This is a genomic window from Pseudarthrobacter adonitolis (assembly GCF_055412845.1).
The window spans coordinates 58,103-78,950 of sequence record NZ_JBVAYW010000015.1 but is presented as its reverse complement, the minus strand read 5'-3'; the positions used below and the strand labels follow the sequence as shown (position 1 = coordinate 78,950).

General features: G+C 64.6%; 18 protein-coding genes. 13 read left to right on the top strand and 5 right to left on the bottom strand.

Annotated elements, in window-relative coordinates; all coding sequences use genetic code 11:
• Positions 1–139: 139 nt before the first annotated feature.
• Positions 140–364 carry a hypothetical protein gene (locus tag ACZYZ4_RS14575; protein ID WP_463861999.1) on the top strand — a complete coding sequence of 75 codons (225 nt, stop codon included), beginning with the start codon at positions 140–142 and terminating at the stop codon, positions 362–364.
• Between the two features lie 120 nt (positions 365–484).
• On the opposite strand, the gene ACZYZ4_RS14570 is transcribed toward ACZYZ4_RS14575, so the two are convergent.
• Positions 485–2,002: a sodium:solute symporter family protein gene (locus ACZYZ4_RS14570; protein ID WP_463861997.1), complete on the bottom strand. Its 1,518-nt coding sequence runs from the start codon at positions 2,000–2,002 to the stop codon at positions 485–487.
• A 283-nt stretch (positions 2,003–2,285) separates the two neighbouring features.
• Here ACZYZ4_RS14570 and ACZYZ4_RS14565 point away from each other — a divergent pair, with 283 nt between their 5' ends.
• The 11 genes from ACZYZ4_RS14565 to ACZYZ4_RS14515 all read left to right on the top strand — a co-directional run bounded on the left by ACZYZ4_RS14565 (position 2,286) and on the right by ACZYZ4_RS14515 (position 16,669).
• Positions 2,286–2,861 (top strand): helix-turn-helix domain-containing protein, encoded by a 576-nt coding sequence (locus ACZYZ4_RS14565; RefSeq protein ID WP_463861995.1) that lies wholly within the window; start codon positions 2,286–2,288, stop codon positions 2,859–2,861.
• Positions 2,862–3,006: 145 nt separating this feature from the next.
• On the top strand, positions 3,007–4,071 hold the full coding sequence (gene speB / locus ACZYZ4_RS14560) for an agmatinase (protein ID WP_463861993.1): 1,065 nt from the start codon (positions 3,007–3,009) through the stop codon (positions 4,069–4,071).
• A gap of 5 nt (positions 4,072–4,076) precedes the next feature.
• Positions 4,077–5,783, top strand: coding sequence for a thiamine pyrophosphate-binding protein (locus tag ACZYZ4_RS14555; protein WP_463861991.1), 1,707 nt, complete (start codon positions 4,077–4,079; stop codon positions 5,781–5,783).
• 187 nt (positions 5,784–5,970) lie between these two features.
• Positions 5,971–6,477, top strand: a complete 507-nt coding sequence (locus tag ACZYZ4_RS14550) for a MarR family winged helix-turn-helix transcriptional regulator (protein WP_463861989.1) — start codon at positions 5,971–5,973, stop codon at positions 6,475–6,477.
• Position 6,478: 1 nt separating this feature from the next.
• Positions 6,479–8,098 (top strand): MFS transporter, encoded by a 1,620-nt coding sequence (locus ACZYZ4_RS14545; protein WP_463861987.1) that lies wholly within the window; start codon positions 6,479–6,481, stop codon positions 8,096–8,098.
• Positions 8,099–8,367: 269 nt separating this feature from the next.
• The gene (locus ACZYZ4_RS14540; RefSeq protein WP_463861985.1) at positions 8,368–10,101 is read left to right on the top strand and encodes an ABC transporter ATP-binding protein; all 1,734 of its coding nucleotides are present in this window, start codon (positions 8,368–8,370) and stop codon (positions 10,099–10,101) included.
• Positions 10,102–10,232: 131 nt separating this feature from the next.
• Positions 10,233–12,164 carry an ABC transporter ATP-binding protein gene (locus ACZYZ4_RS14535; RefSeq protein WP_463862019.1) on the top strand — a complete coding sequence of 644 codons (1,932 nt, stop codon included), beginning with the start codon at positions 10,233–10,235 and terminating at the stop codon, positions 12,162–12,164.
• 122 nt (positions 12,165–12,286) lie between these two features.
• Complete coding sequence (locus ACZYZ4_RS14530) at positions 12,287–12,703, top strand: acyl-CoA thioesterase (protein ID WP_463861983.1); 417 nt, start codon at positions 12,287–12,289, stop codon at positions 12,701–12,703.
• A gap of 84 nt (positions 12,704–12,787) precedes the next feature.
• Positions 12,788–13,039 carry a PLDc N-terminal domain-containing protein gene (locus ACZYZ4_RS14525; RefSeq protein WP_463861981.1) on the top strand — a complete coding sequence of 84 codons (252 nt, stop codon included), beginning with the start codon at positions 12,788–12,790 and terminating at the stop codon, positions 13,037–13,039.
• 71 nt (positions 13,040–13,110) lie between these two features.
• On the top strand, positions 13,111–15,357 hold the full coding sequence (locus tag ACZYZ4_RS14520; RefSeq protein ID WP_463861979.1) for an McrB family protein: 2,247 nt from the start codon (positions 13,111–13,113) through the stop codon (positions 15,355–15,357).
• A 76-nt stretch (positions 15,358–15,433) separates the two neighbouring features.
• On the top strand, positions 15,434–16,669 hold the full coding sequence (locus ACZYZ4_RS14515; protein WP_463862017.1) for a 5-methylcytosine restriction system specificity protein McrC: 1,236 nt from the start codon (positions 15,434–15,436) through the stop codon (positions 16,667–16,669).
• Here the strand turns inward: ACZYZ4_RS14515 and ACZYZ4_RS14510 are convergent.
• Entirely contained in the window at positions 16,666–18,321 is a 1,656-nt protein-coding gene (locus ACZYZ4_RS14510) for a sensor histidine kinase (protein WP_463861978.1), read from the bottom strand. The two genes, ACZYZ4_RS14515 and ACZYZ4_RS14510, sit on opposite strands and share 4 nt — an antisense overlap.
• Before the next feature lie 99 nt (positions 18,322–18,420).
• On the opposite strand from ACZYZ4_RS14510, the gene ACZYZ4_RS14505 reads away from it, so the two are divergent.
• Positions 18,421–19,191, top strand: a complete 771-nt coding sequence (locus ACZYZ4_RS14505) for a response regulator transcription factor (protein WP_463861977.1) — start codon at positions 18,421–18,423, stop codon at positions 19,189–19,191.
• On the opposite strand, the gene ACZYZ4_RS14500 is transcribed toward ACZYZ4_RS14505, so the two are convergent.
• The 3 genes from ACZYZ4_RS14500 to ACZYZ4_RS14490 all read right to left on the bottom strand — a co-directional run bounded on the left by ACZYZ4_RS14500 (position 19,164) and on the right by ACZYZ4_RS14490 (position 20,696).
• Positions 19,164–19,574 (bottom strand): Hpt domain-containing protein, encoded by a 411-nt coding sequence (locus ACZYZ4_RS14500; protein ID WP_463861975.1) that lies wholly within the window; start codon positions 19,572–19,574, stop codon positions 19,164–19,166. The genes ACZYZ4_RS14505 and ACZYZ4_RS14500 overlap by 28 nt on opposite strands.
• Before the next feature lie 194 nt (positions 19,575–19,768).
• Positions 19,769–20,242 (bottom strand): very short patch repair endonuclease, encoded by a 474-nt coding sequence (locus ACZYZ4_RS14495; RefSeq protein WP_463861973.1) that lies wholly within the window; start codon positions 20,240–20,242, stop codon positions 19,769–19,771.
• Between the two features lie 19 nt (positions 20,243–20,261).
• Positions 20,262–20,696 (bottom strand): pyridoxamine 5'-phosphate oxidase family protein, encoded by a 435-nt coding sequence (locus tag ACZYZ4_RS14490; RefSeq protein ID WP_463861971.1) that lies wholly within the window; start codon positions 20,694–20,696, stop codon positions 20,262–20,264.
• Positions 20,697–20,848 lie beyond the last annotated feature (152 nt).

Genomic DNA, 20,848 nt, shown 5'->3' with positions numbered 1-20,848 from the left:
AATATGTCGGTCCGCCGGGTATGCCCGGCCAGGTTGCGGCGGCTCTTGACCGGGCTCGCCGGCGGTGCTGTGATGAAAGAGTGGCGTCCGCCCGGGCCCACCGAGACAGCAGGTCAGGCGAACAAACGGAGGTCGAATCATGAGTACCACCGGACAGCACCCGGACATGCCGCACCTGGAATCTGTTGAATCGGATCCCGCTTATGACTACGCCGAGGACGTACCGGTCAGCGAAGACGACTGGGACACCGAGGACGAATTCCTGGACGCCGAAGAAGCGGTGGTTCCCACGCCCCCGGTAGCAGTGGACGCCGAGGAGCGTGTGGTTCCACTCGATGAGGACGAGTTCCGCGGAACGGAATAGAACGAACGACGGCGGCACTCCGGTTCGCCGGGAAGCGAAGGGGAGTGCCGCCGTCGTACTCTGCGGTGAACGGGCTCTGCGTTTGATCGAGCCTGTCTCCGGTGACCGGGCCTGTCGAGATTACGGCGCCGGAGCCATCGCCGGAACTTCCTCGTTGTCCTGGCCGGCGACGCGCCGGACCCAGTTGCGCATAACCTGGGGTTCCGTGGGTGTGGTGAGCAGCGAGACCGCCACGTAGACCACGGCCGAGCTGATCAGGCCGAAGTAGATCGGCTCGTTGGCGAAGACGCCGTCCAGCGGTGCCTTCGCGTTGATCTCGAGCACAATCATGGTGCCGAGCGTGACCACTGTGCCCACTGCCATGGAGGCCGCGGCCGCGATGCCGGTGCCGCGCTTCCACACCAGGCCGCCGAGGATGGCCACCAGGAGGCCGCCCACCAGGATGTCGTACGCGATGGTCAGCGCTGCAACCACGTCCTTGGTGATGATGGCGATCAGGATGGCCACGATGCCGAGGGACAGGACCCAGAGACGGTTGGCCCTGACGTCGTGCTCGGGATTGTCGGTGTCGTCCGTGTTGATGTCTTTACCGAACCAGCTGGCAACAAACGGCAGGACGTCGGCACGGGCAACCGTGGCCGCGGCGATCAGGGCGCCGGAGGCGGTGGACATCATCGCTGCCACGGCGGCGGCGAGCACCAGACCGCCGATGCCGACGGGCAGGATTGTCTGCGCAACCTCGGCGTAGACGTCGTCCTTGGCCGCGATCTCCATGCCGGACAAGGCAACGCTCGCCGCCATGCCGATCAGGGCGCCGGCTACACCGTAGAGGATGCAGTAGATGCCTGCGGTGGCGCCGCCCCAGCGGGCTACGCCGGGGGTCTTGGCGGTGAACACGCGCTGCCAGATGTCCTGGCCGATCAGCAGGCCCAGTGTGTACACCACGAAGTACGTGATGATGGTCTGGATGCCGATGCCGTCCATCTGGAAGAAGCTCTCATCCACGCGGCTGCGGATGCCGTCGAGGCCGCCCGCTGCGTTGAGGGTGAACGGCAGCATCAGGGCGAAGATGCCCACGGTCTTGATGACGAACTGCACCTGGTCCGCGAGGGTGATGGACCACATGCCGCCGATGGTGGAGTACACCAGGACGATGGCGCCGCCGATGGCGATGGCGAGCCAGCGCTCCCAGCCGAAGAGGACCACGAAGATGGTGGCGTAGGCGCTGGTGGACGTGGCGCATAGCATGAGCGTGTAGGCCAGCATGACGATGCCCGAGGTCTGCGTGGCCTTGCTGCCGTAGCGAAGGGTGAGCATCTGGGAGACGGTGTAGATCTTCAGCTTTTGGATGGTGCCGGCGAAGAGGAGGCTGAGCAGCAGCACACCGGCGCCGATGGCCACCACCAGCCACATGCCGGAGATACCGAACTTGTAGCCAAGGCCCACGCCGCCCACGGTGGAGGCTCCACCGAGGACGACGGCGGCCATGGTGCCTGTGTAGAGGAAGGGTCCCAGGCGGCGGCCGGCAACGAGGAAGTCGCTGTTGTTCTTGGTGCGGGACTTGCCCCACCAGCCGAAGGCAAGCATGGCGACGAGGTACACCACCACTATGGCGATGTTGACGAAGTTAGCGTCCATTTGGGGCTCCTTGGAGCTGATCTGCAGCGTTTCTGGAGTCCCGGCGGCGCTGCTCGGGACGCCGGTATTCCGCCGCTCTTGTGGAATTGGGAGGAAGAGTGCCTTAAATATTGCCTCACGGGCAACACTTGTTGCCGGGAAGCGTATGCTGTGACCGACGCAACAGTCAAGGTCCGCCGCACTATCTGTTGTTCGCCGCCGCGCTCGCGGTGTCACGTCTGCTGCTGGCCATTAGGATTGCTCCAGAGATGGGGCCGCATCGCCGGCCATGAAAGGTCCGCACATGAAGGCACTGCCAGTTGAGCCGAGCAACGTTCCCGTTGCCATCGGTTCCCGAATCCGTGCCGCCCGGCAGTCCCAGCGGCTGACCATCGAGCAGGTTGCCGACGCCACCGGCCTGACCAAGGGCTTCCTCAGCCGCGTGGAACGTGACCTTACGTCGCCGTCGGTCGCGTCCCTGGTGACCCTGTGCCAGGTCCTGTCCATCTCCATCGGCGATTTGTTTGTGGCCCCGGAAACACACCTGACCAAGCGGAACGACGGGCCCCGTATCTCCCTCGGTGGCGAAGGCATCGTGGAGCGGCTGCTGACTGCCCGTTCCGAACGGCGCATCCAGATCATCCAGGCCATCATCGAGCCGCATGGCCGCGGCGAGGCTGAGCTCTACGCCGTGGACTGCGACGTTGATGTTCTCCATGTGATCAAGGGACGCATCCGGCTGATCCTGACCAACGAGGAATACGAGCTCAGCACCGGCGACACCGTGACCTTCCCGGGCCGCGAACCGCATACGTGGGTCAATCCCACCGACGAGGCCGTCGAGGTTCTCTGGGTCCTGGTCCCCGCCGCCAGCCGGTAGGCGGTTCTTCGGACGCGCGCCGTTATGGCGCCAAGCTCTTCCGGTTTTCGAGGGAGAGTTTTGTAAACAACTGATGCGCATAAGAAAACTTCAGGCTATGATGGCTGTCACACCCGCCGATCAATCCTCGAAGGAGAGGCTCATTTTGAAAGAGCTGCGCATCGAAGCCAACGGCAACCTTGGCCCCATCGATTCATCCCGTATCCCGCGCTATGCCGGCGCTGCAACCTACGCCCGCCTGCCGCGCCTGGACCAGGTGGCCAAGGCTGACGTGACGGTGGTGGGAGTGCCCTTCGACTCGGGTGTTTCGTACCGCCCCGGCGCACGGTTCGGCGCCAACCACGTCCGCGAGGCCAGCCGGCTGCTCCGGCCCTACAACCCGGCCTGGGACGTCAGCCCCTTCGAAAACGTCCAGGTGGCTGACGCCGGCGACATGGCGGTCAACCCCTTCAATATCAACGAAGCCATCGAAACCATCCAGCAGAACGCCCTGGAACTCACCGCGGCTGGCAGCAAGCTGGTGACGCTCGGCGGGGACCACACCATTGCCCTGCCGTTGCTTCGCGCAGCCGCCGAGCGGGCCGGCGGCCCCATCGCCATGCTGCACTTCGATGCCCACCTCGACACGTGGGACACCTACTTCGGCGCCGAATACACCCACGGTACGCCGTTCCGCCGGGCCGTTGAAGAAGGCATCCTGGACACGGAAGCGATCAGCCACATCGGCACCCGCGGCCCGCTCTACGGCAAAAAGGATCTCGACGACGACCACCGCTTCGGGTTCGGCATCGTCACCTCCGCTGACGTCTACTACCAGGGCGTCCTCGAGACGGTGGCCAAGGTCCGCGACCGGATCGGCAACCGCCCGCTCTACATTTCCGTGGACATCGACGTCCTGGACCCCGCACATGCGCCCGGTACCGGTACCCCGGAGGCCGGCGGCATCACCAGCCGGGAACTCCTGGAAATTATCAGGGGCTTCCGCGGCCTGAACCTGGTGGGCGCCGACGTCGTCGAGGTTGCTCCTGCGTACGACCATGCCGAAATCACCGGCGTGGCTGCCAGCCATGTGGCCTATGAACTGATCACCCTGATGGCGGACAATGCTGTTGAAGGTGACCGGTTCGGGACAGCCAACGGCTACGCCGCGCAAGCTCTCGGCCAAGAAGCCCGCCATCCTGCCGGGTTCGCCGCCGGAACCAAGGAGTAGCCACCATGATTGATTTCGATCCGGGCGCAGCAGCTGCGCCCGCAGGGGACAACAGACGGACCAGCCAGCGCAACGGCGGGGACCTCGTCGTCGAAACCCTTGAAGCGCTCGGCGCCAAGACCGTCTTTGGAATCCCGGGCCAGCACGCGCTCGGCCTGTTTGACGCCATGGGCCGCGGCAACCTGCACTTTGTGTCCTCCCGCGTGGAGAACAACAGCGCCTTCGCCGCGGACGGGTATTCCCGCGCCACCGGTGAAGTGGGTGTGCTATTCCTGTCCACCGGACCCGGTGCGCTGACGTCCCTGGCCGGCCTGCAGGAGGCCTATGCCACGGGTGTGCCAATGGTGGTGGTGGCCAGCCAGATCCCGCTCGAGGGACTGGGCGCCCGCCGCAAAGGCATGCTGCACCAGCTCGATGACCAGAAGGCCTCGGCCGCGAACGTCACCAAGAGCCAGCGCCTGATCCAGCACGCGTCGGGCATTCCGTCGGCCATCCAGGATGCCTGGACTGAAGCCATCTCCTCGCCGCAGGGCCCGGTCTGGCTGGAAATCCCGCAGAACGTGCTGCTGGATCCCATCATGGTGCCCCCGGTGGAGGACGCGCTCGCCGAAGCAGCGGACAACCCGCCCCGCGTGGAGCTGGTCCGGGAAGCGGTGAAATGGCTGTCGACGGCGGAACGTCCCGCCATCATCGCCGGTGGCGGTACCCGGCGGGGCCAGGCCGAAAAATCGCTGCTCTCGATTGCCGAAAAGCTGCGGGCACCGGTCATCTGCACGCCGGGCGGCAACGGCGCCTTCCCGTGGAACCATGAGCTCTCGCTTCAGTCCTGGATCGAGGACCGCCACATGACGGACCTCCTGGAGGATGCCGACGTCCTGATTGTCATTGGCTCGTCCCTCGGCGAGGTCACGTCCAACTACTTCACGTTCGCGCCGCGCGGCCGCATCATCCAGATCGACGCCGAACCGCGCGTCCTCGAATCGAACAGCCCCGGCCTGGGCATCCGCGCCGACGCCGGCCAGGCGCTCACCGCCCTCGACGAAGCCCTGGTCGCGCCCGTCGACACCACCCGCAGCTGGCACGGGACCGCCCCCGAACACCTGGTGAAGGGCACGCTCGCCAAGGTCAAGGCAAGGCTCGAATCCCAGGACCTGGGCAAAGAGCTGAAGTTCATGGCAGACATCCGCGAAGCCGTCCCCGCGGACATGCAGACCTTCTGGGACATGACCATCTCCGCGTACTGGGGCTGGAGCTGCTGGGATGCACGGCAGGGCCAGTTCCACTCCGCCCAGGGTGCGGGCGGCCTGGGTTATGGCTTCCCGGCAGCCATCGGCGGCGCCGTCGGGCTGGAAACGCTTGGCAAACCTGGCCGAGTGCTTGCCGTGTCCGGTGACGGTTCATCCATGTACTCCATTTCCGAACTCGCCACCGCCAAGCAGCACAACATCCCGGTCACCTGGCTGATCGTGGATGACGGCGGCTACGGCATCCTGCGCGAATACATGGTGGGCGCGTTCGGCAAGGCCACGGCCACCGAGCTCGCGCGTCCCGACTTCGTGAAGCTCGCCGAGGCGTTCGGTGTGCCAGCCACACGAGTGGCCCCCGAGGACGTCGGGGACGCGCTCAAGGCGGGCTTCGCTTCCGACGGACCCAACGTCGTCGTCGTTGAAACCCTGCTCAAGATGTTCGGCCCCACCCACCTGGACGGCTGAACACCAAGCACCAACCACGCGCGAACTGGCAGCTAATACCCTCCTCAAGCAAATTTGAGGGCGTTAGCTGCCGGTTCGCGCTTGGCGTTTAAGGGCCGTTGAACCTGCCATCTTCTTCTTTAGTTTCCCAAAGCAATCACTTTAGGGATATAGTTGCCTCAGGCAAACAAAAGAGGAGGGCTCAATCATGGCAGTCGCCCCGGACACCGCAGCGGACCTTGTCTACCGCATCTTCGACCTCCAAAGGGTGGTCCGATGTGTCGCCGCAGCGAGCTTCCGCGGACAGGACACCGGGGTTGCGCTGCAGGGTGTGCTCAGGTTCGTGGGGGAGGGGGAATCCCGCGCCACCCAGCTTGCGGCGCGGCTCGGCGTCAGCGCCCCCGTCCTCAGCCGCCATATCGCGGACCTTGAAGAGCAGGGTTACGTCATCCGGCGGCAGGATCCCGACGACGGCCGCGCCCAGTTGGTTGCCCTGTCGCCGGCGGGCGCGGAAAAGCTCCGGAAAATCGAAGAGCACCGCACGGCCACGCTGCAGGATTACCTCAGCGATTGGAGCCAGGAGGATGCCGAGGACACGGCACGGATCCTGACGAAACTCTCGGAGTCCCTCAAGCGTTCAGCCCGGGCACATGCAGTCCCGGCACTTTCAACCGCTGTAACAGCCGCCGCAACCCAAAACATCCAGGAGCGCTGATATGTCGAGCCAACCCGCCGCACCGCCCTTGGCGATGACCCACCGCCAGATTATGGAAGCCCTGACCGGGCTCCTCGCGGCGTTTTTCACCGCCATCCTCAGCAGCACCATCGTGGCCAACGCGTTGCCCACCATCATGTCCGATCTGCACGGCACCCAGACCGACTTCGCCTGGGTGATCACGGCCGCCCTGCTGGCCAACGCCGTCACCACCCCCATCTGGGGCAAGCTGTCCGACCTCTTCAACAAGAAGCTCCTGGTCCAGCTGAGCATTGTCATCTTCGTGGCCGGCTCGGTCATGGCCGGACTCTCCGAGACCATCCCGCTTCTGCTCACCGCACGCGTTATCCAGGGCGTGGCCATGGGCGGGCTCACCGCGTTGGCGCAGGCCATTATCGGCACCATGATCCCGCCGCGGGACCGCGGCAAATACTCCGGCTACATGGGCGCCGTGATGGCGGTAGGCACTGCCGGCGGCCCGCTGTTGGGCGGATTTATCGTGGACAGCCCGCTGGGCTGGCGCTGGACCTTCTTCGTCTGCGTGCCGCTCGCCGTCGTCGCCCTCATCCTGCTCCAGATCACCCTGAAAATCGAGCACATCAAACGCCACGTCAAGATCGATTGGCTTGGCTCCATCCTGCTGACCTCCGGTGTCAGCCTGCTCCTGATCTGGGTGTCCTTCGCCGGCAACCCCGCCTACTACGACTGGGTTTCCTGGCAGTCGGCCGCCACGGTGGGCGGCGGCGTGGTGCTGCTGGCCCTGCTGGTGCTGGTGGAGTCCAAGGTTGAGCAGCCCATCATCCCGCTGAAGATCATCTCCGAACGCACCACCGCTTTGGCCATCATCGCTTCAGTGGCCGTGGGTATCGCGATGTTCGGTTCAACCACTTTCCTGGGCCAGTACTTCCAGGTGGCCCGCGGCGCCACACCTACCGAAGCAGGGCTCCTGACGCTTCCGATGATCGCCGGCAACCTGACCGGCTCCGTCGTTTCCGGTCTGCTCATCAGCCGCACCGGGAAGTGGAAGGGCTACCTGATCGGCGGGTCCATCCTGCTGATCGGCGGCCTGGGCCTGGCCGGCACCATGGACCACACCACCGAACTGTGGCAGGCCGGGATCTTCACGGCAATCCTGGGCGTGGGCCTCGGCATGCTGATGCAGAACCTGGTCCTGGCGGTGCAGAATACGGTCCGGGCGTCCGACCTCGGTTCGGCCAGTGCGTCTGTGGCATTCTTCCGTTCGGTGGGCGGCGCTGTCGGTGTGTCCGTTCTCGGCGCCGTCCTCAGCAGCCGGGTCAGCGAACTCGCCACGCAGGGTCTGGCTGCGGCCGGCATCCCTGTGGAGGGCGGGTCGGCCGGAGCCAGTATGGACCTCGTTGATATGCCCGCACCAGTGCGCGAGATCATGCGCGCTGCTTACGGCGACGCCATCGCGGAGGTCTTCCTGATCTCCGCCGGCGTTGCGGTGATAGCCCTGGTCTCGGTCCTGTTCATCAAGGAACGCCCGCTGCGGCGCACCGTTGACATCCAGCCGGAGGCCCAGCCAGGGGCGGGGGCAGGCGCAGAGGAAAGCGCCGACGCTGAATGCACGACGCCGGAACTCGCCTCCGCGAACCGCTGACCGACACGAGAACCTCTGACCGACCCACCACCACTGACATACGCGCGAACGGACACTTGAGGCCCTTGGGATCCGGGGCCGCAAGTGTCCGTTCGCGCAGGTGGGTGGTCGGGGGAACGTGTGGGGGAGTACGCCGATCGGATGATATTTGCCGTTGATGTTTCGCCCGGGCAACGGATTTCGTAGAGTAGGTAGGCTGAGAAATGTCAGCCCCGTCTGTTACTACTTATCCTCATCATTTCGCGCTCTCTTCCGAAGGATTCACGGGCATGCTCCTCACCCTCATACGGCGCTACGCCAAACCGTATACGCCATATATCGTGGCCGTCGTCGTGTTCCAGCTGGCGTCCACTATCGCAGCGCTCTACCTGCCGAGCCTCAATGCCCAGATCATCGACGAAGGCGTTTCCCGCGGGGATACGGATTTCATTTGGCGGACCGGGTCCGTGATGCTGCTGGTTGCCATTGTCCAGGTGGGCACCGCCATTGCTGGCGTCTACTACGGCTCCAAAGCGGCCATGGCCGTGGGCCGCGATCTGCGCCGCGGGGTGTTCCGCAAGGTCACCAGTTTCTCCGCCAAGGACGTGAACACGTTCGGCGCCCCCACCCTCATCACCCGTGGCACCAACGACGTCCAGCAGGTCCAGATGCTGGTGCTGATGGGCCTGAACTTCATGGTGGCCACGCCCATCATGTGCATCGGCGGCATCATCATGGCGCTGCGCGAGGACATCAGCCTGTCGTGGCTGGTCTGGGTCTCCGTGCCCGTCCTGATCGTGGTGGTGGGCTACCTGGTGGTCCGGCTGATGCCCCTGTTCCGTTCCATGCAGAAGAAGATCGACCGCATCAACGCTGTCCTGCGCGAGCAGATCATCGGCATCCGGGTGGTCCGGGCCTTTGTCCGGGAACCCTACGAAACGGAGCGTTTCGGCGTTGCCAACAAAGACCTGACCGACGTCTCCCTGAAGATCGGTGCGTTGTTTGTCCTGATGTTCCCGGCCATCGGCATGATCCTTCACCTGTCCACAGCCGCGGTGCTGTGGTTTGGCGGCCAGCGCGTGGATTCAGGCGAGATGCAGGTGGGCGCCCTGACCGCCTTCCTGCAGTACCTGCTCCAGATCTTGATCGCCGTCATGATGGGCACATTCATGGCCATGATGATCCCGCGCGCCTCCGTCTGCGCGGACCGCATCGGTGAAGTGCTCGACGTCGAACCCTCCATCCACGATCCCGAGCGTCCCGAAACTCCCGCCACACTGGCCGGGGTAGTGGAGTACCGGAACGTCACCTTTGCCTACCCCGGTGCTGAGTCGCCGGTGCTGAGCAACATCAGCTTCACCGCCAAGCCGGGCGAGACCGTTGCCATCATCGGTTCCACCGGTGCAGGCAAGACCTCGCTGCTTGCCCTGCTGCCGCGCCTCTACGACATCGCCGAGGGCGAAGTCCTCCTGGACGGCGTCTCCGTCAGCAACCTGGACCGTGCCGAGATCACCAAGCGCGTGGCCCTGGTACCGCAGCGGCCGTACCTCTTCTCGGGCACCATCGAGCACAACCTGCGCTTCGGCAAGACCGAAGCCACGGACCAGGAACTCTGGGACGCGCTGCAGATCGCCCAGGGCGGGGACTTTGTCCGCGAGAAGAAGAACGGACTGAACGCCCGCATCGCGCAGGGCGGCACCAATGTCTCCGGCGGCCAGCGACAGCGGCTCTGCATCGCCCGTGCGTTGATCACCAAACCCAAGGTCTACCTCTTTGACGATTCGTTCTCGGCGCTGGACGTGGCAACCGACGCCAGGCTCCGCGCCGCGCTGAAACAGACCACCGCCGACGCCACCGTGATCATCGTGGCCCAGCGGATCTCCACCATCACCGACGCAGACCAGATCCTGGTCCTGGACAACGGCCGGATTGTGGACCGCGGAACGCATGAGGAGCTCCTGGAAACCTCACCCACCTACCAGGAAATTGTTGAATCCCAGCTGAGCGTGGAGGAAATGGCATGAGCGCCGCCAAGAGGGACTCGACACCGGCTGAGGTCAAGGAAACAAGCACCGGCACCGCAACCCCCGAAGACCTCCTGGAGGACGACGAGTTCTTCGAGGAGGAATACAAACCTTCCGAGGCCGACGGCGACATGTTCGGCGGCATGCCCGCCAAGAAAGCCGAGAACTTCTGGCCCTCGGCGAATCGCCTGCTGGGGCTCCTGAAGCCTGAAGCTGTGGGCATCTACGCCGTGGTGGCCCTGGTGGTGGTCTCGGTGGTTCTGAACGTTATTGCCCCCAAGATCCTGGGCCAAGCCATGGACGTCATCTTCGGCGGCGTAGTGGGCAAGCAGCTCCCCGCGGGCGCGAGCAAGGCCGAGTTCGTTGAAGGCCTGCGCCAGCAGGGGCAGGATAACTTCGCGGACATGGTGTCCCGGATGGAGCTGGTTCCGGGCACCGGGATCAACTTCCAGAAACTCTCCGTCCTGATCGCCATCGTGCTGCTGATGTATTTTGTGGCCAACATCTTCCTCTGGCTGCAGGGCTACGTGCTGAACCGCATCGTTATGAAGGTGATCCGCAGGCTTCGGGACGACACCGAAAAGAAGCTGAACCGGCTCCCGCTGAACTACTTCGACACCCGCCAGCGCGGCGACGTCCTCTCCCGGGTAACGAACGACGTCGATAACGTCCAGCAGGCGCTGCAGCAGGCCTTTGCGCAGCTGATCAGCTCGCTGCTGACTGTCATCGGCATCGTCATCATGATGTTCATCGTCTCCTGGCAGCTCGCCCTCATCGCCCTCGTGGCGCTGCCGCTGTCCGGCGTGGCTGCCGGCCTGATCGGCTCGCGCAGCCAGAAGCTCTTTGCCGCCCAATGGAAGAACACGGGCGAGCTGAACGGCCAGATCGAGGAATCCTTCTCCGGGCACGACCTTGTGCGGGTCTTCGGCCGTGACGCTGACATGCTGGAACGCTTCGAAGAGCGGAACGAGGCCCTCTACAAGGCCAGCTTCGGAGCCCAGTTCGTCTCCGGCATGATCTTCCCGGTCATGCAGTTCGTTTCTTACCTCAGCTATGTGGGCATCGCCGTGGTGGGTGGCCTCCGGGTGGCCTCGGGCTCGATGTCCCTGGGCGACGCCACGGCGTTCATCCAGTACTCGCGCGAGTTCACCCAGCCGCTGGGCCAGATGGCCGGCATGGCCAACATGCTGCAGTCCGGCGTGGCGTCCTCGGAGCGGGTCTTTGAATTCCTCGACGCCGATGAGCAGGACTCCGAGACCGCCACCGAGCACCTGCCGGCCAAGACCGACGGGCATGTGGAGTTCAAGGACGTCACGTTCAGTTACACCGAGGACAGGCCGCTGATCGAAAATTTGTCCTTCACGGCAGAACCTGGGCACACCGTGGCGATTGTTGGTCCCACGGGGGCTGGTAAAACCACCCTGGTGAACCTCGTGATGCGCTTCTACGAGCTCAACTCAGGGTCCATCACCCTGGACGGCGTGGATGTCACGCACCTGAGCCGGTCCGAGCTGCGGTCCAAGGTGGGTATGGTGCTCCAGGATGCGTGGCTGTTTGGCGGTTCAATTTACGACAACATCCGGTACGGCAACCTGGACGCCACCGAGGAGCAGGTTATGGCAGCCGCCAAGGCCACCTTCGTGGACCGCTTTGTTCGCGCCCTGCCGGATGGCTACGACACCGTGATCGATGAGGAAGGCAACAACGTCAGCGCCGGTGAGAAGCAGCTGATCACCATCGCCCGCGCATTTGTGGCTAACCCGTCGCTGCTCATCCTGGACGAGGCAACCAGTTCGGTGGATACGCGCACCGAGCTGCTGGTCCAGAAGGCCATGGCGGCGCTGCGGACGGACCGCACCAGCTTTGTGATCGCCCACCGGCTCTCCACGATCCGGGATGCCGACACCATCCTGGTGATGGAGAACGGCAAGATCGTGGAGCAGGGCAACCACAAGACCCTGCTGGCGGCTGAGGGTGCTTACTACCGGCTGTACATGTCCCAGTTCGAGGGTGCCGAGGCTGAAGAATCCGTTGTGGACGATTCGACGGCGGTCCACAGCTGAGCGCGCTGGGAACCGGAGCCGGGGCCGGAACCGGGGCGGGGAGCGACGGCACCCCGACCGAGCACCCGTCCGCCCGCGGTCAAAGCATCCCCGATCCCCGGCGCATTGAGGTCCTGGTCCCGATGCGCTGGGGTGACATGGACGCTTACGGGCACATCAACAACGTCCAGATTGTCCGGATCCTCGAGGAGGCGCGGATTACAGCCTTCGGGCCTCCCCGGGGCACCGGCCTGCCCGGCGTCGAGCCGGAAGTGTCGCTCTTCAATGACGTGCCGGAGGGGACGCTGGCACTGGTGGTGGACCACAAGATCCGCTACGTCAGGACGCTCGAATACCGCAACGTCCCGGCAGTGGTCCAGTTGTGGATCGGCGCGGTGAAGGGCGCCAGTTTCGACATCCACTACGTGGTGCAGGACCCGGTCACCCGCGAGGAGTGCGTCCGGGCCAGCAGCCACCTGGCGTTTGTGGACGAGGCCTCCGGCCGCGTCCTGCGCCTGACGCCGGAGCAAAAGGAGCGGCTGGCGCCGTTTACGTTTTGAACCGTGTACGTTCGGGCCTGCGCACCCGTTGCGCAGGCACGGCGAACACCGGAAACTGTGAATATCCACTAAGGAGCGTTGACCATGGCCAAGAAAAACAAAAAGACCTGGAAAGAGATGTCACCGGCGGCACGGGCAGGATTTGTGGCCATCGGGATAGGGCAGGTGGCGCTGATGTTGGCCGCCCAGCGGGACATCTCCAAGCGCCCGGCTGACCAAATTAACGGGCCAAAGGCGGCCTGGCGTGTGGCTGCCCTGATCAATTTCATCGGGCCGATGGGCTATTTCATTCTTGGGCGCAAGCGGCCCGGAGCCGGTGCCGGAGCCGTCAAATAGCACCCCTCCTAACTGCACACCGCCAAGGACTTCGGAGCAGGCATCCAGCTTGAGCCTGTAAATTTGAACCCATGACCCCAAACCCCAAGACTGCCATGCACCGCGCCCTCGGTGTCTCAAAGGAGATCGAGGACGCGGCCTGGTTTGTGCTGGGACCTGGCTTGCAGGGCAAGCCGTCAGCTTTGGACGGGAACACCCTGACCTGGACTGCGGAGGCTGCGGCCGAGCTGCTGGAACGCCTGGATCGGGGAGCCGCGGATGCCAAGGCGCCCATGATGACCAACCTCCGGCAGAACCTCGAAGACGCCTCCCGGGAGGCCAAGCAGCTGGCCGTGGAGCTGCTCTTCCTGCAGTCGCTGCCCTTGGCCCACGAGGTCAAGTCGCTCAAGGTTAAACGGGCCCGCGTGGCCGAGGCCGCGTCGTGGCTGGAGACACCCCTTGAAGCACCGCTGGAGCTGCCCGAGGAACTCTACAAGGGCATGACGGACCACGGCGTGATCAGGGACCGCACGGCCGAATTCAACTGGACCATCTGGGACCACCTCAAATGGCTTTGCCGGTTTGTGCAGCATGTGGACCAGCAGGTTCCGGCTGCCATCACCAAGGCGCTGAAGGACCCACTCAAGTTCCACGAGCTCGCCGCGGGCACCCCGGGGGACCAACCCGCCATCCGCCGCAGCATCGAATACCTTGCTTGGCCCAGCTACTTCGAGCCCGTCGTGGCGGACGTGGAGCGGCAGGAAATCCGGGACGCCTTCGCCTCCCTGGTGGGCGGGGCCAAGGGCGACAGCGACGAAGACATCACCGCGGACATCCACCGCATCCGCCTGCACCTGGATGAACAGGCCGGCCAGCGCATTGACTGGTACGCCCGCCAGCTGGTCAGCCAGTGGCGCAAAGTCGGGGACCCAGGGCGCCGCGCGTGGCTGCTGCGTACCCACAGCGACAATTCCGAGCTCCTCACCGCGTGGCAGGACGAGGAGAAGGTGACGCTCGACGTCGAACATCTCCGCCACCTGGACCCCGGCGTGACCGCTGGGCTGGTGCAGCACGCGGTGGACGAGGACTACAAGCACCTGGGCTACGTGGAGCGGGAGGACACCAAAACGGCGGTGTTCGCCTTCCTCACCGTCATGAAGCCCGGCGACCTGGTTCTGTTCCAGCACGCCGGCACCGTGCGGCTGGGCGTGGTGCTGGGCGAGCCTGAGCACAACGATGACAACCGCCGCCTGCGGCGCAAGGTGCGCTGGCTGGACGACGACGGCCACGCCACCGCAGACCTGCCCCGTCACGTCCAGCGGCAGCTGGCCACCTCGGGGATCGTTGTTGACGTCACCAAAGTGGTGCAGGCGCTCCAGGCGCTCGTGCCTGCCGAGGCGGAACCGGGGGACGACGACGCCGCCGTACCTGCCGTCGTCGTGCCCCCTGTGGAGGAGGGCTTCCGCCCGCTGAGCCGCGACTTCGCGGGTTCGCTGCACATGGACCTTGAGCCGCTGCAGGAGATCGCGGAACTGCTGGAGGAGAATCGCCAGCTTGTCCTGTACGGGCCGCCCGGAACGGGCAAGACGTACCTGGCCAAGCACCTCGCGGCGGAGCTGGCCCAGGACAGCACGGATGAGCGGGTGAAGCTGGTGCAGTTCCACCCCTCGTACGCGTATGAGGACTTTTTCGAGGGCTACCGGCCGGACAAGACTGACGAGGGCCAGGTGTCCTTCAAGCTCGTGGCGGGACCGCTGCGCCGGCTGGCCGAGGAAGCCGCCAAGCCCGGGAACGAGAAGAAGCCCTACTTCCTGATCATTGACGAGATGAACCGCGCCAACCTGGCCAAGGTGTTCGGCGAGCTCTACTTCCTGCTGGAATACCGTGACGACCGGATCTACCTGCAGTACAGCCCCAACGAGCCGTTTACGCTGCCTGACAACCTGTACATCATCGGCACCATGAACACCGCGGACCGGTCCATCGCCATGATGGATGCCGCCATCCGCCGCCGGTTCGCGTTCATCGAGCTGCATCCGCAGACGGAGCCCGTGAAGGGGTCGCTGCTGCGGTTCCTGCAGGCGCGGGACCTGGACACCACGCCGGCGCTGCTGCTTGATGCGCTCAACGCCGCCATCGACGAGTGGGACCGGGACCTGATGATCGGCCCGTCGTACTTCATGAAGACGGCCGCCCAGACGCCGGCGGGGCTGCGCCGGATCTGGAAATACGAACTGATGCCGCTGCTGGAAGAGCACTACCACGGCCAGCTGACCCGGGCGCAGCTGGAGGAGCGGTTCGGGCTGGAGCAGCTGCTGGGACGCCTTGTTACCAGCTAAACCAACCTACACTCCCGCGCACGGCGGCGCGGCATTAGGCGGCGCCGAACAGGGCGGCGCAGCATTGGGTGGCGCACTGCAACGTGGCCGCGGCTCCACAGCGCGCCATCTGGTCCTCGACGAGCTGTCCAAAGGCACCGTGGAACGCCTTGATGCGGCCAGCGCTGCCTTCGTGAACGCCAGCGGGCTGGCCAAGGCTTCCCCGCTGGGCATGGGTTTGTACCGGATCGAGCCCGCAGGCAAGGTGGGGTCGGTCCGCACGGCCACCCTGCAGCTGGATGTGCGCCCCAAGGACCGGCTGGGCCTGAGCCGGCTGCTCTTCCTCCTCAGCTACGCCGGTAAGCAGGGCTTCCGGGCCGATTCCGTGGCCGCCGCCGAGGACCGCGAACTCTGGAGCGCGCTGGCGGAATCCCTCGCCCAGCTGGCGGAGCGTGCGCTGGGACGGGGCGTGTTGCAGGGCTACCTGACCGTTGATGAGTCCCTCCGCACGGTCAAGGGCCGCATCCGGATTTCCGACCAGATCTCCCGGCGCCCCGGCATGCTGGTGCCGCTGGAAGTGTCCTACGACGAGTTCACCGAGGACATCGCCGAAAACCGGATCCTGCGCGCCGCGCTGGAGCGGATGGGCCAGGTGCCGCGGGTCCGCCCCGAAGTGCTGAGCCGCTTGCGGCAGCTGAAGGGAAAGCTCGACGCCGTCACCCGCCTTCCAGCCGGTGCGCCCCTGCCGCCATGGACCCCCAGCAGGATGAACGTCCGCTACCAGTCAGTGCTGCGCCTCGCTGAGCTGATCCTGAAGAATGCCTCCGCGGAGGCGGGGGAGGGGAAGCAGCAGACGGCGTCGTTTGTGGTGGACATGGCCCAGGTGTTCGAGGATTTTGTGGGCCAGGCGCTCCGCGAGGCCATGGCGGCGTATCCGGGGGAGATGCGGATGCAGTACAACGCACTCCTCAGCGAAGCCGTCCATGATGCCGACCGGCTGTCCGTGCGCCCGGATGCCGTGCACCTGTTGGGCGGCCGCCCCGTGGTGGTCTACAACGCAAAGTACAAGGCCGCCACGGACCTGGGCGCCTCCCTGACCGCCGACCACTACCAGATGCTTGCCCACTGCACCGCCCTGGGTGTGCCCACCGCCTGGCTGATCTATGCGGGGGCGGGCGAGATGAAGCTGCGGCGGATCCTGAACACTGACATCGACATTGTGGAGTTTCCGCTGGATCTGTCGCTGCCGCCGTCGGACATCCTGGCAGCGGTGGCGGAGCTGGCACGGCAGTCCTGGGGTGAAGTGGTCCGGGCTGCCCGCGCGGGAGGCTAGACCGGCACCCGGAACGTGAATGTGGTGCCCTGGCCCAGTTTGCTTTCCACCTGGATGGTTCCGCCGTGGGCCTCCACAATGGCCTTGCTGATGGGCAGGCCCAGGCCGACGCCGGGAATGGCTGTCCGGCGAACGTTGCTGGTCCGGAAGAACTTGGCAAACACGTGGGACTGGTCATCGGCGCTCATGCCCATGCCGGTATCGCTGACGCGGCAGGCGAGGTGGCCGTCATCGTGCTCCAAGGACACCAGCACATTGCCGCCGTCGGGCGAGTACTTGATCGCATTGGAGACCAGGTTATCCAGCACCTGGGAGATGCGGGGGCCGTCCACATGGGCCTCCAGCTTGGCTGGTGTTTCGGCTTTCAACGCCACGCGGGAGGCGTCGGCCCGGGGCATCGCGGCGGACACGCTGGCGCGCACCAGTTCAGCGACGTCGACGGCGTGCGGGGTCACGATCAGTTGCCCGTTCCTGGTGGCGAGGAGGTCGGACACCAAGGTAAGAAGCCTTTCTGAATTGCGCTTGATGATGTTCAGCGGCTCCAGTTGGTCGTTGCCGGGATCGTCCTCCAGGAGAAGTTCCACGTAGCCCAGGATGGAGGTCAGGGGAGTCCTGAATTCGTGGGACACGCTGGCGACGAAATCATCCTTGGCGGCCAGGGCGTCCACCAGGTCGGTCACATCACTGAAGACGATCACCGAGCCCGCGAACTTCCCGTCCGGGTCCGTCATGGCCCGGGCGCTGGTGGTGATGGCCCGCTGCTCCTTGCCTGCGCCCAGCCAGACCAGGTAGTCCGTGAACGTCTCGCCCAGGACAGCCCTGCGCACCGGGCGGTCCTCCACCGGAACAGGGGTGGTACGGTCTGCGGCGAAGACCAGCAGCTGGGACTCGTTGGGATCGTCGATGTCTTTTGGCCGTGCCAGCTCGTGGTTGGCGCGTTGTTTGCGGTTCATCAGGATGTCGTGGCCGTCCGCGTCGACGGCGAGGACGCCCAGGTGCACAGTATCAAGAACGGAGTTGAGCAAGGCCTCCTGCCGTCTGGTGCTGAGCAGGCTGGCTTGGAGCTGCTCGTCCTTCTCCTCCAGGCTCCGCTGCTGCCGGGTCGTGCTCAGGGTCAGCACGCTGACTGATGCACCGATTCCGAGCATCATGACGGGGAGGAGGAGGGACTTGACCAGGCTGGGACCGGACACGTCGCCGTGGATCAGCAGCGGAACCCAGATGATGGCCAGGGGTCCGAAGAACGACAGCCACAAGGAGGCGCGCGGGTAATAACCTGAGGCGCACAGCCAGATGACGGGGAAAACCGCCAACAGGCTGATTCCGGTCAGGCTCTCCTGTCCGCCTTCCCTGCCTACCGCGATGGAGACGAAGTCCAAAAGCGGGATGAACAGAAAGCTGGTGTACGGCAGGCGGTCCCATGGCACCAGATAGCACAGTGCCATGAGCGCCAGCTGGGAAGCGAGGAAAGCCTGGAAGAGGGGGTTGTTCATCGTCCCCGGAAAGAACGCCCAGGTGAGGAATGCCGTAAGGAGGGTGGTGACGAAGAGCGGCGTTTGGCTGAGGGCAACCCTGTCCGTCAGACGGTATTCATGGAAGGGCCGCCGGAAAAACCTGAGGCGACCGGCGGCCCACGTTACGGGTTCACTCATGAACGTCGGTCTGAAGTGGGAGGATAGGGGAATGCATACCAGCAGGATATCGGCAGCGAGCTATACTTCTCACGTTGTCAAGCTGGCGAGGGGGCTGGTATGAGTGAAGCGCGAGTGGGCCTGGTCATCGAAGATGATCAGGATATCCGGGAATTGGTACGCACGGTCCTGACGCAGGCGGGTTTTGACGTCACCGTGGCCGGCAGCGGCTCCGAAGGGGTTAAGGCTGCGAGGACCTTGAATCCTGACGTCATAACGCTCGATTTGGGATTGCCGGATATCGACGGGTTCGAGGTCTCCCGCCAGATCCGCGAGTTCTCGGATGCCTACATCGTGATGCTCACGGCTCGGGCTGAAGAACTTGATACGTTGATCGGTCTCGAGTCCGGGGCTGACGACTACCTCACCAAGCCTTTCCGCCCCCGCGAACTCCGCGCGCGGATCGCGGCAATGATGCGCCGCCCCCGGTCACTTCCGGACGCGGGGGAGAGCGCTCCTGTTTCTGATCGCCCGGCGGACGCCGATACTGGCAGCGGAAACGGTCACTACAGCCACAATGGATTGGATCTGAGCTACGCCTCACGGTCTGTCAGTGTGGACGGCCAGGAACTCAACCTGACCCGGACCGAGTTCGAACTCCTGTATGCCCTGCTCGAGGCGGGACGGACTGTCCGGACCAAATCGGATTTGGTGCGTCGGCTCCGGGACGAGGATTACGACGTCGGAAGTTACATCAGCGAGGCGGATGAACGTTCGGTGGAGGTGCACATGGGCAACCTCCGGAAGAAACTTGGTGATTCACCGCAGCAACCGCGCTGGCTGCAGACGGTCCGCGGCGTGGGTTACCGGTTGGCGCCTGGCGGGCGCTGAGCCTGGAGCCTGTGCAGGGTCTGGCGGCTGCACTGGTTGATCGGCCGGAGGTAGTTGACGGCCAGCCGCGGCAGCGCAACGGACGGTTCCGAACGCGGTGATTCTTCCCGGATGGAACGTTCGAGGTCCATGGCCAGCCCGGCCAGCCGCTCTGCGCCCACCATCTGGCTCGATGTCTTGAGGCTCAGGATCGCGTCCACGGCCCCGTCCAGGTCTCCGGTGGTAAGAGCGAGCCGCAGCTTGCCGATCCGCAACGGCAGGCAATCGATAAAATTTCCCACGAAGACGCTGCAGTAGCCCTCATCCTCGTCGAGTTCGACGCGCAGCCGGTCAAGGACGGAGGGATCTACCAGGGGGCGCCCTGCGTCATCGGATGGAGCCATTTCCGTCCCTTCCGCTCGCATCTGCCGCCCCGATAGGGTGCGCTGACTCGGGTTTGTATCCACTTTCAGCGTAAGTCTGTTCCCTGGAGATGCAGCCGTTCGGGACAAGGACTGCGGGATTCCTGAGGAGACTGCGGGTTTTTCATAGGAGTTCATCTTTGCGGGCGCCGATCAATTCGGGCGGGGGCAAAGGCTCAAGATTTGCTCATGTTCTGGGTGGCGCTTTCTTGCCTGCCGCCTGCTTGTCGGGCGCCGAGGAACTCCACCAGGTGGGCTTCGAGGGCGGAGCCGTCCTTCAACTCGCACTCCCACACGGTGAGCACCTCCCAGCCGGCGCTTATCAACTGATGGCGCTGATCGGCGTCGCGGTTTTTGGTGCGGGTTCGCTTGGCCTCCCAGAAGGCGGCGTTCGCCTGGGGCGCGTGCTGGCCTACCCGGCAGTCGTGGAAGTGCCAGAAGCAGCCGTTGATGAAGATGACCTTACGCCGGCCGGCGAATACCAGGTCCGGGCGGCCGGGCAGGCGGCTTTGGCCGGCACTGCCGTGCAAGCGGTAGCGGTAGCCTTTGGCGTGGAGGAGGCGGCGCACCAGCATTTCCGGCTTGGTGTTCTTTCCCCCGATGCGGGACATGTTCCAGCTCCGCTGCTCAGGAGTGAGCCTGTCCGCCATGATTCCAGTCTAGGAGCTCCTAGATTTCGCGCTCCGGCTGGTCGCCCAGCTCAAAATGGCGGCCGCTGACGGATGTGGGCACGATCTCCACGTAGAAATCCTTCAAGGTCGGCACCCAGGATTTCAGGCCCAGCTCTTCGACGGCGGCGAGCTCCGTTGAGTTGGTCAGGACGCGCGCCGTACCGCGCAGCACCACCGACCAGGCCTCGTCCGAGAGGATGCCGTCCGTTTCAAGCAGCACCCTGGAGTTGATGGTGAGCTGCGCCAGCTTGTTGCCGGGTGCGGTGCGGAGGTAGATCTTCCGGTCCGAGGCGAGGTAGTTGACAGGGAAAATATCCGGCTCGCCGGCAACGGAGACCACCAGCCGGCCGTGCCTTGTGGCTTCTATGAGTTTCCAGGACTGCTCGTCGTCGAGCTCCAGAACGGGGTTGCCATCTGCGTGCGTAAACATCATGCAGCCTATTCTTCTACGTTCGGTAGAAGAATTCTAGGGGGGGCGTGGGAATTCGTCCCCAAGGTCTGAGAGGGCGATTGTCCGTGTGACTTTTTATTGGCCTCTGCCGGTGGTAGAACCGATGGCGGGGTGGCTGTGGATAACTTTCATCG

Excerpts from the sequence above, each read along its gene's own strand:
- ACZYZ4_RS14490 (WP_463861971.1), bottom strand. The coding sequence starts at position 20,696 with ATGATGTTTACGCACGCAGATGGCAACCCCGTTCTGGAGCTCGACGAC.
- ACZYZ4_RS14550 (WP_463861989.1), top strand. The coding sequence starts at position 5,971 with ATGGCAGTCGCCCCGGACACCGCAGCGGACCTTGTCTACCGCATCTTC.
- ACZYZ4_RS14525 (WP_463861981.1), top strand. The coding sequence starts at position 12,788 with ATGGCCAAGAAAAACAAAAAGACCTGGAAAGAGATGTCACCGGCGGCA.
- ACZYZ4_RS14530 (WP_463861983.1), top strand. The coding sequence starts at position 12,287 with ATGCGCTGGGGTGACATGGACGCTTACGGGCACATCAACAACGTCCAG.
- ACZYZ4_RS14565 (WP_463861995.1), top strand. The coding sequence starts at position 2,286 with ATGAAGGCACTGCCAGTTGAGCCGAGCAACGTTCCCGTTGCCATCGGT.
- ACZYZ4_RS14540 (WP_463861985.1), top strand. The coding sequence starts at position 8,368 with ATGCTCCTCACCCTCATACGGCGCTACGCCAAACCGTATACGCCATAT.
- ACZYZ4_RS14575 (WP_463861999.1), top strand. The coding sequence starts at position 140 with ATGAGTACCACCGGACAGCACCCGGACATGCCGCACCTGGAATCTGTT.
- ACZYZ4_RS14535 (WP_463862019.1), top strand. The coding sequence starts at position 10,233 with ATGTTCGGCGGCATGCCCGCCAAGAAAGCCGAGAACTTCTGGCCCTCG.
- ACZYZ4_RS14500 (WP_463861975.1), bottom strand. The coding sequence starts at position 19,574 with ATGGCTCCATCCGATGACGCAGGGCGCCCCCTGGTAGATCCCTCCGTC.
- ACZYZ4_RS14505 (WP_463861977.1), top strand. The coding sequence starts at position 18,421 with ATGAGTGAAGCGCGAGTGGGCCTGGTCATCGAAGATGATCAGGATATC.
- ACZYZ4_RS14495 (WP_463861973.1), bottom strand. The coding sequence starts at position 20,242 with ATGGCGGACAGGCTCACTCCTGAGCAGCGGAGCTGGAACATGTCCCGC.
- ACZYZ4_RS14510 (WP_463861978.1), bottom strand. The coding sequence starts at position 18,321 with ATGAGTGAACCCGTAACGTGGGCCGCCGGTCGCCTCAGGTTTTTCCGG.
- ACZYZ4_RS14520 (WP_463861979.1), top strand. The coding sequence starts at position 13,111 with ATGACCCCAAACCCCAAGACTGCCATGCACCGCGCCCTCGGTGTCTCA.
- ACZYZ4_RS14555 (WP_463861991.1), top strand. The coding sequence starts at position 4,077 with ATGATTGATTTCGATCCGGGCGCAGCAGCTGCGCCCGCAGGGGACAAC.
- ACZYZ4_RS14570 (WP_463861997.1), bottom strand. The coding sequence starts at position 2,002 with ATGGACGCTAACTTCGTCAACATCGCCATAGTGGTGGTGTACCTCGTC.
- ACZYZ4_RS14545 (WP_463861987.1), top strand. The coding sequence starts at position 6,479 with ATGTCGAGCCAACCCGCCGCACCGCCCTTGGCGATGACCCACCGCCAG.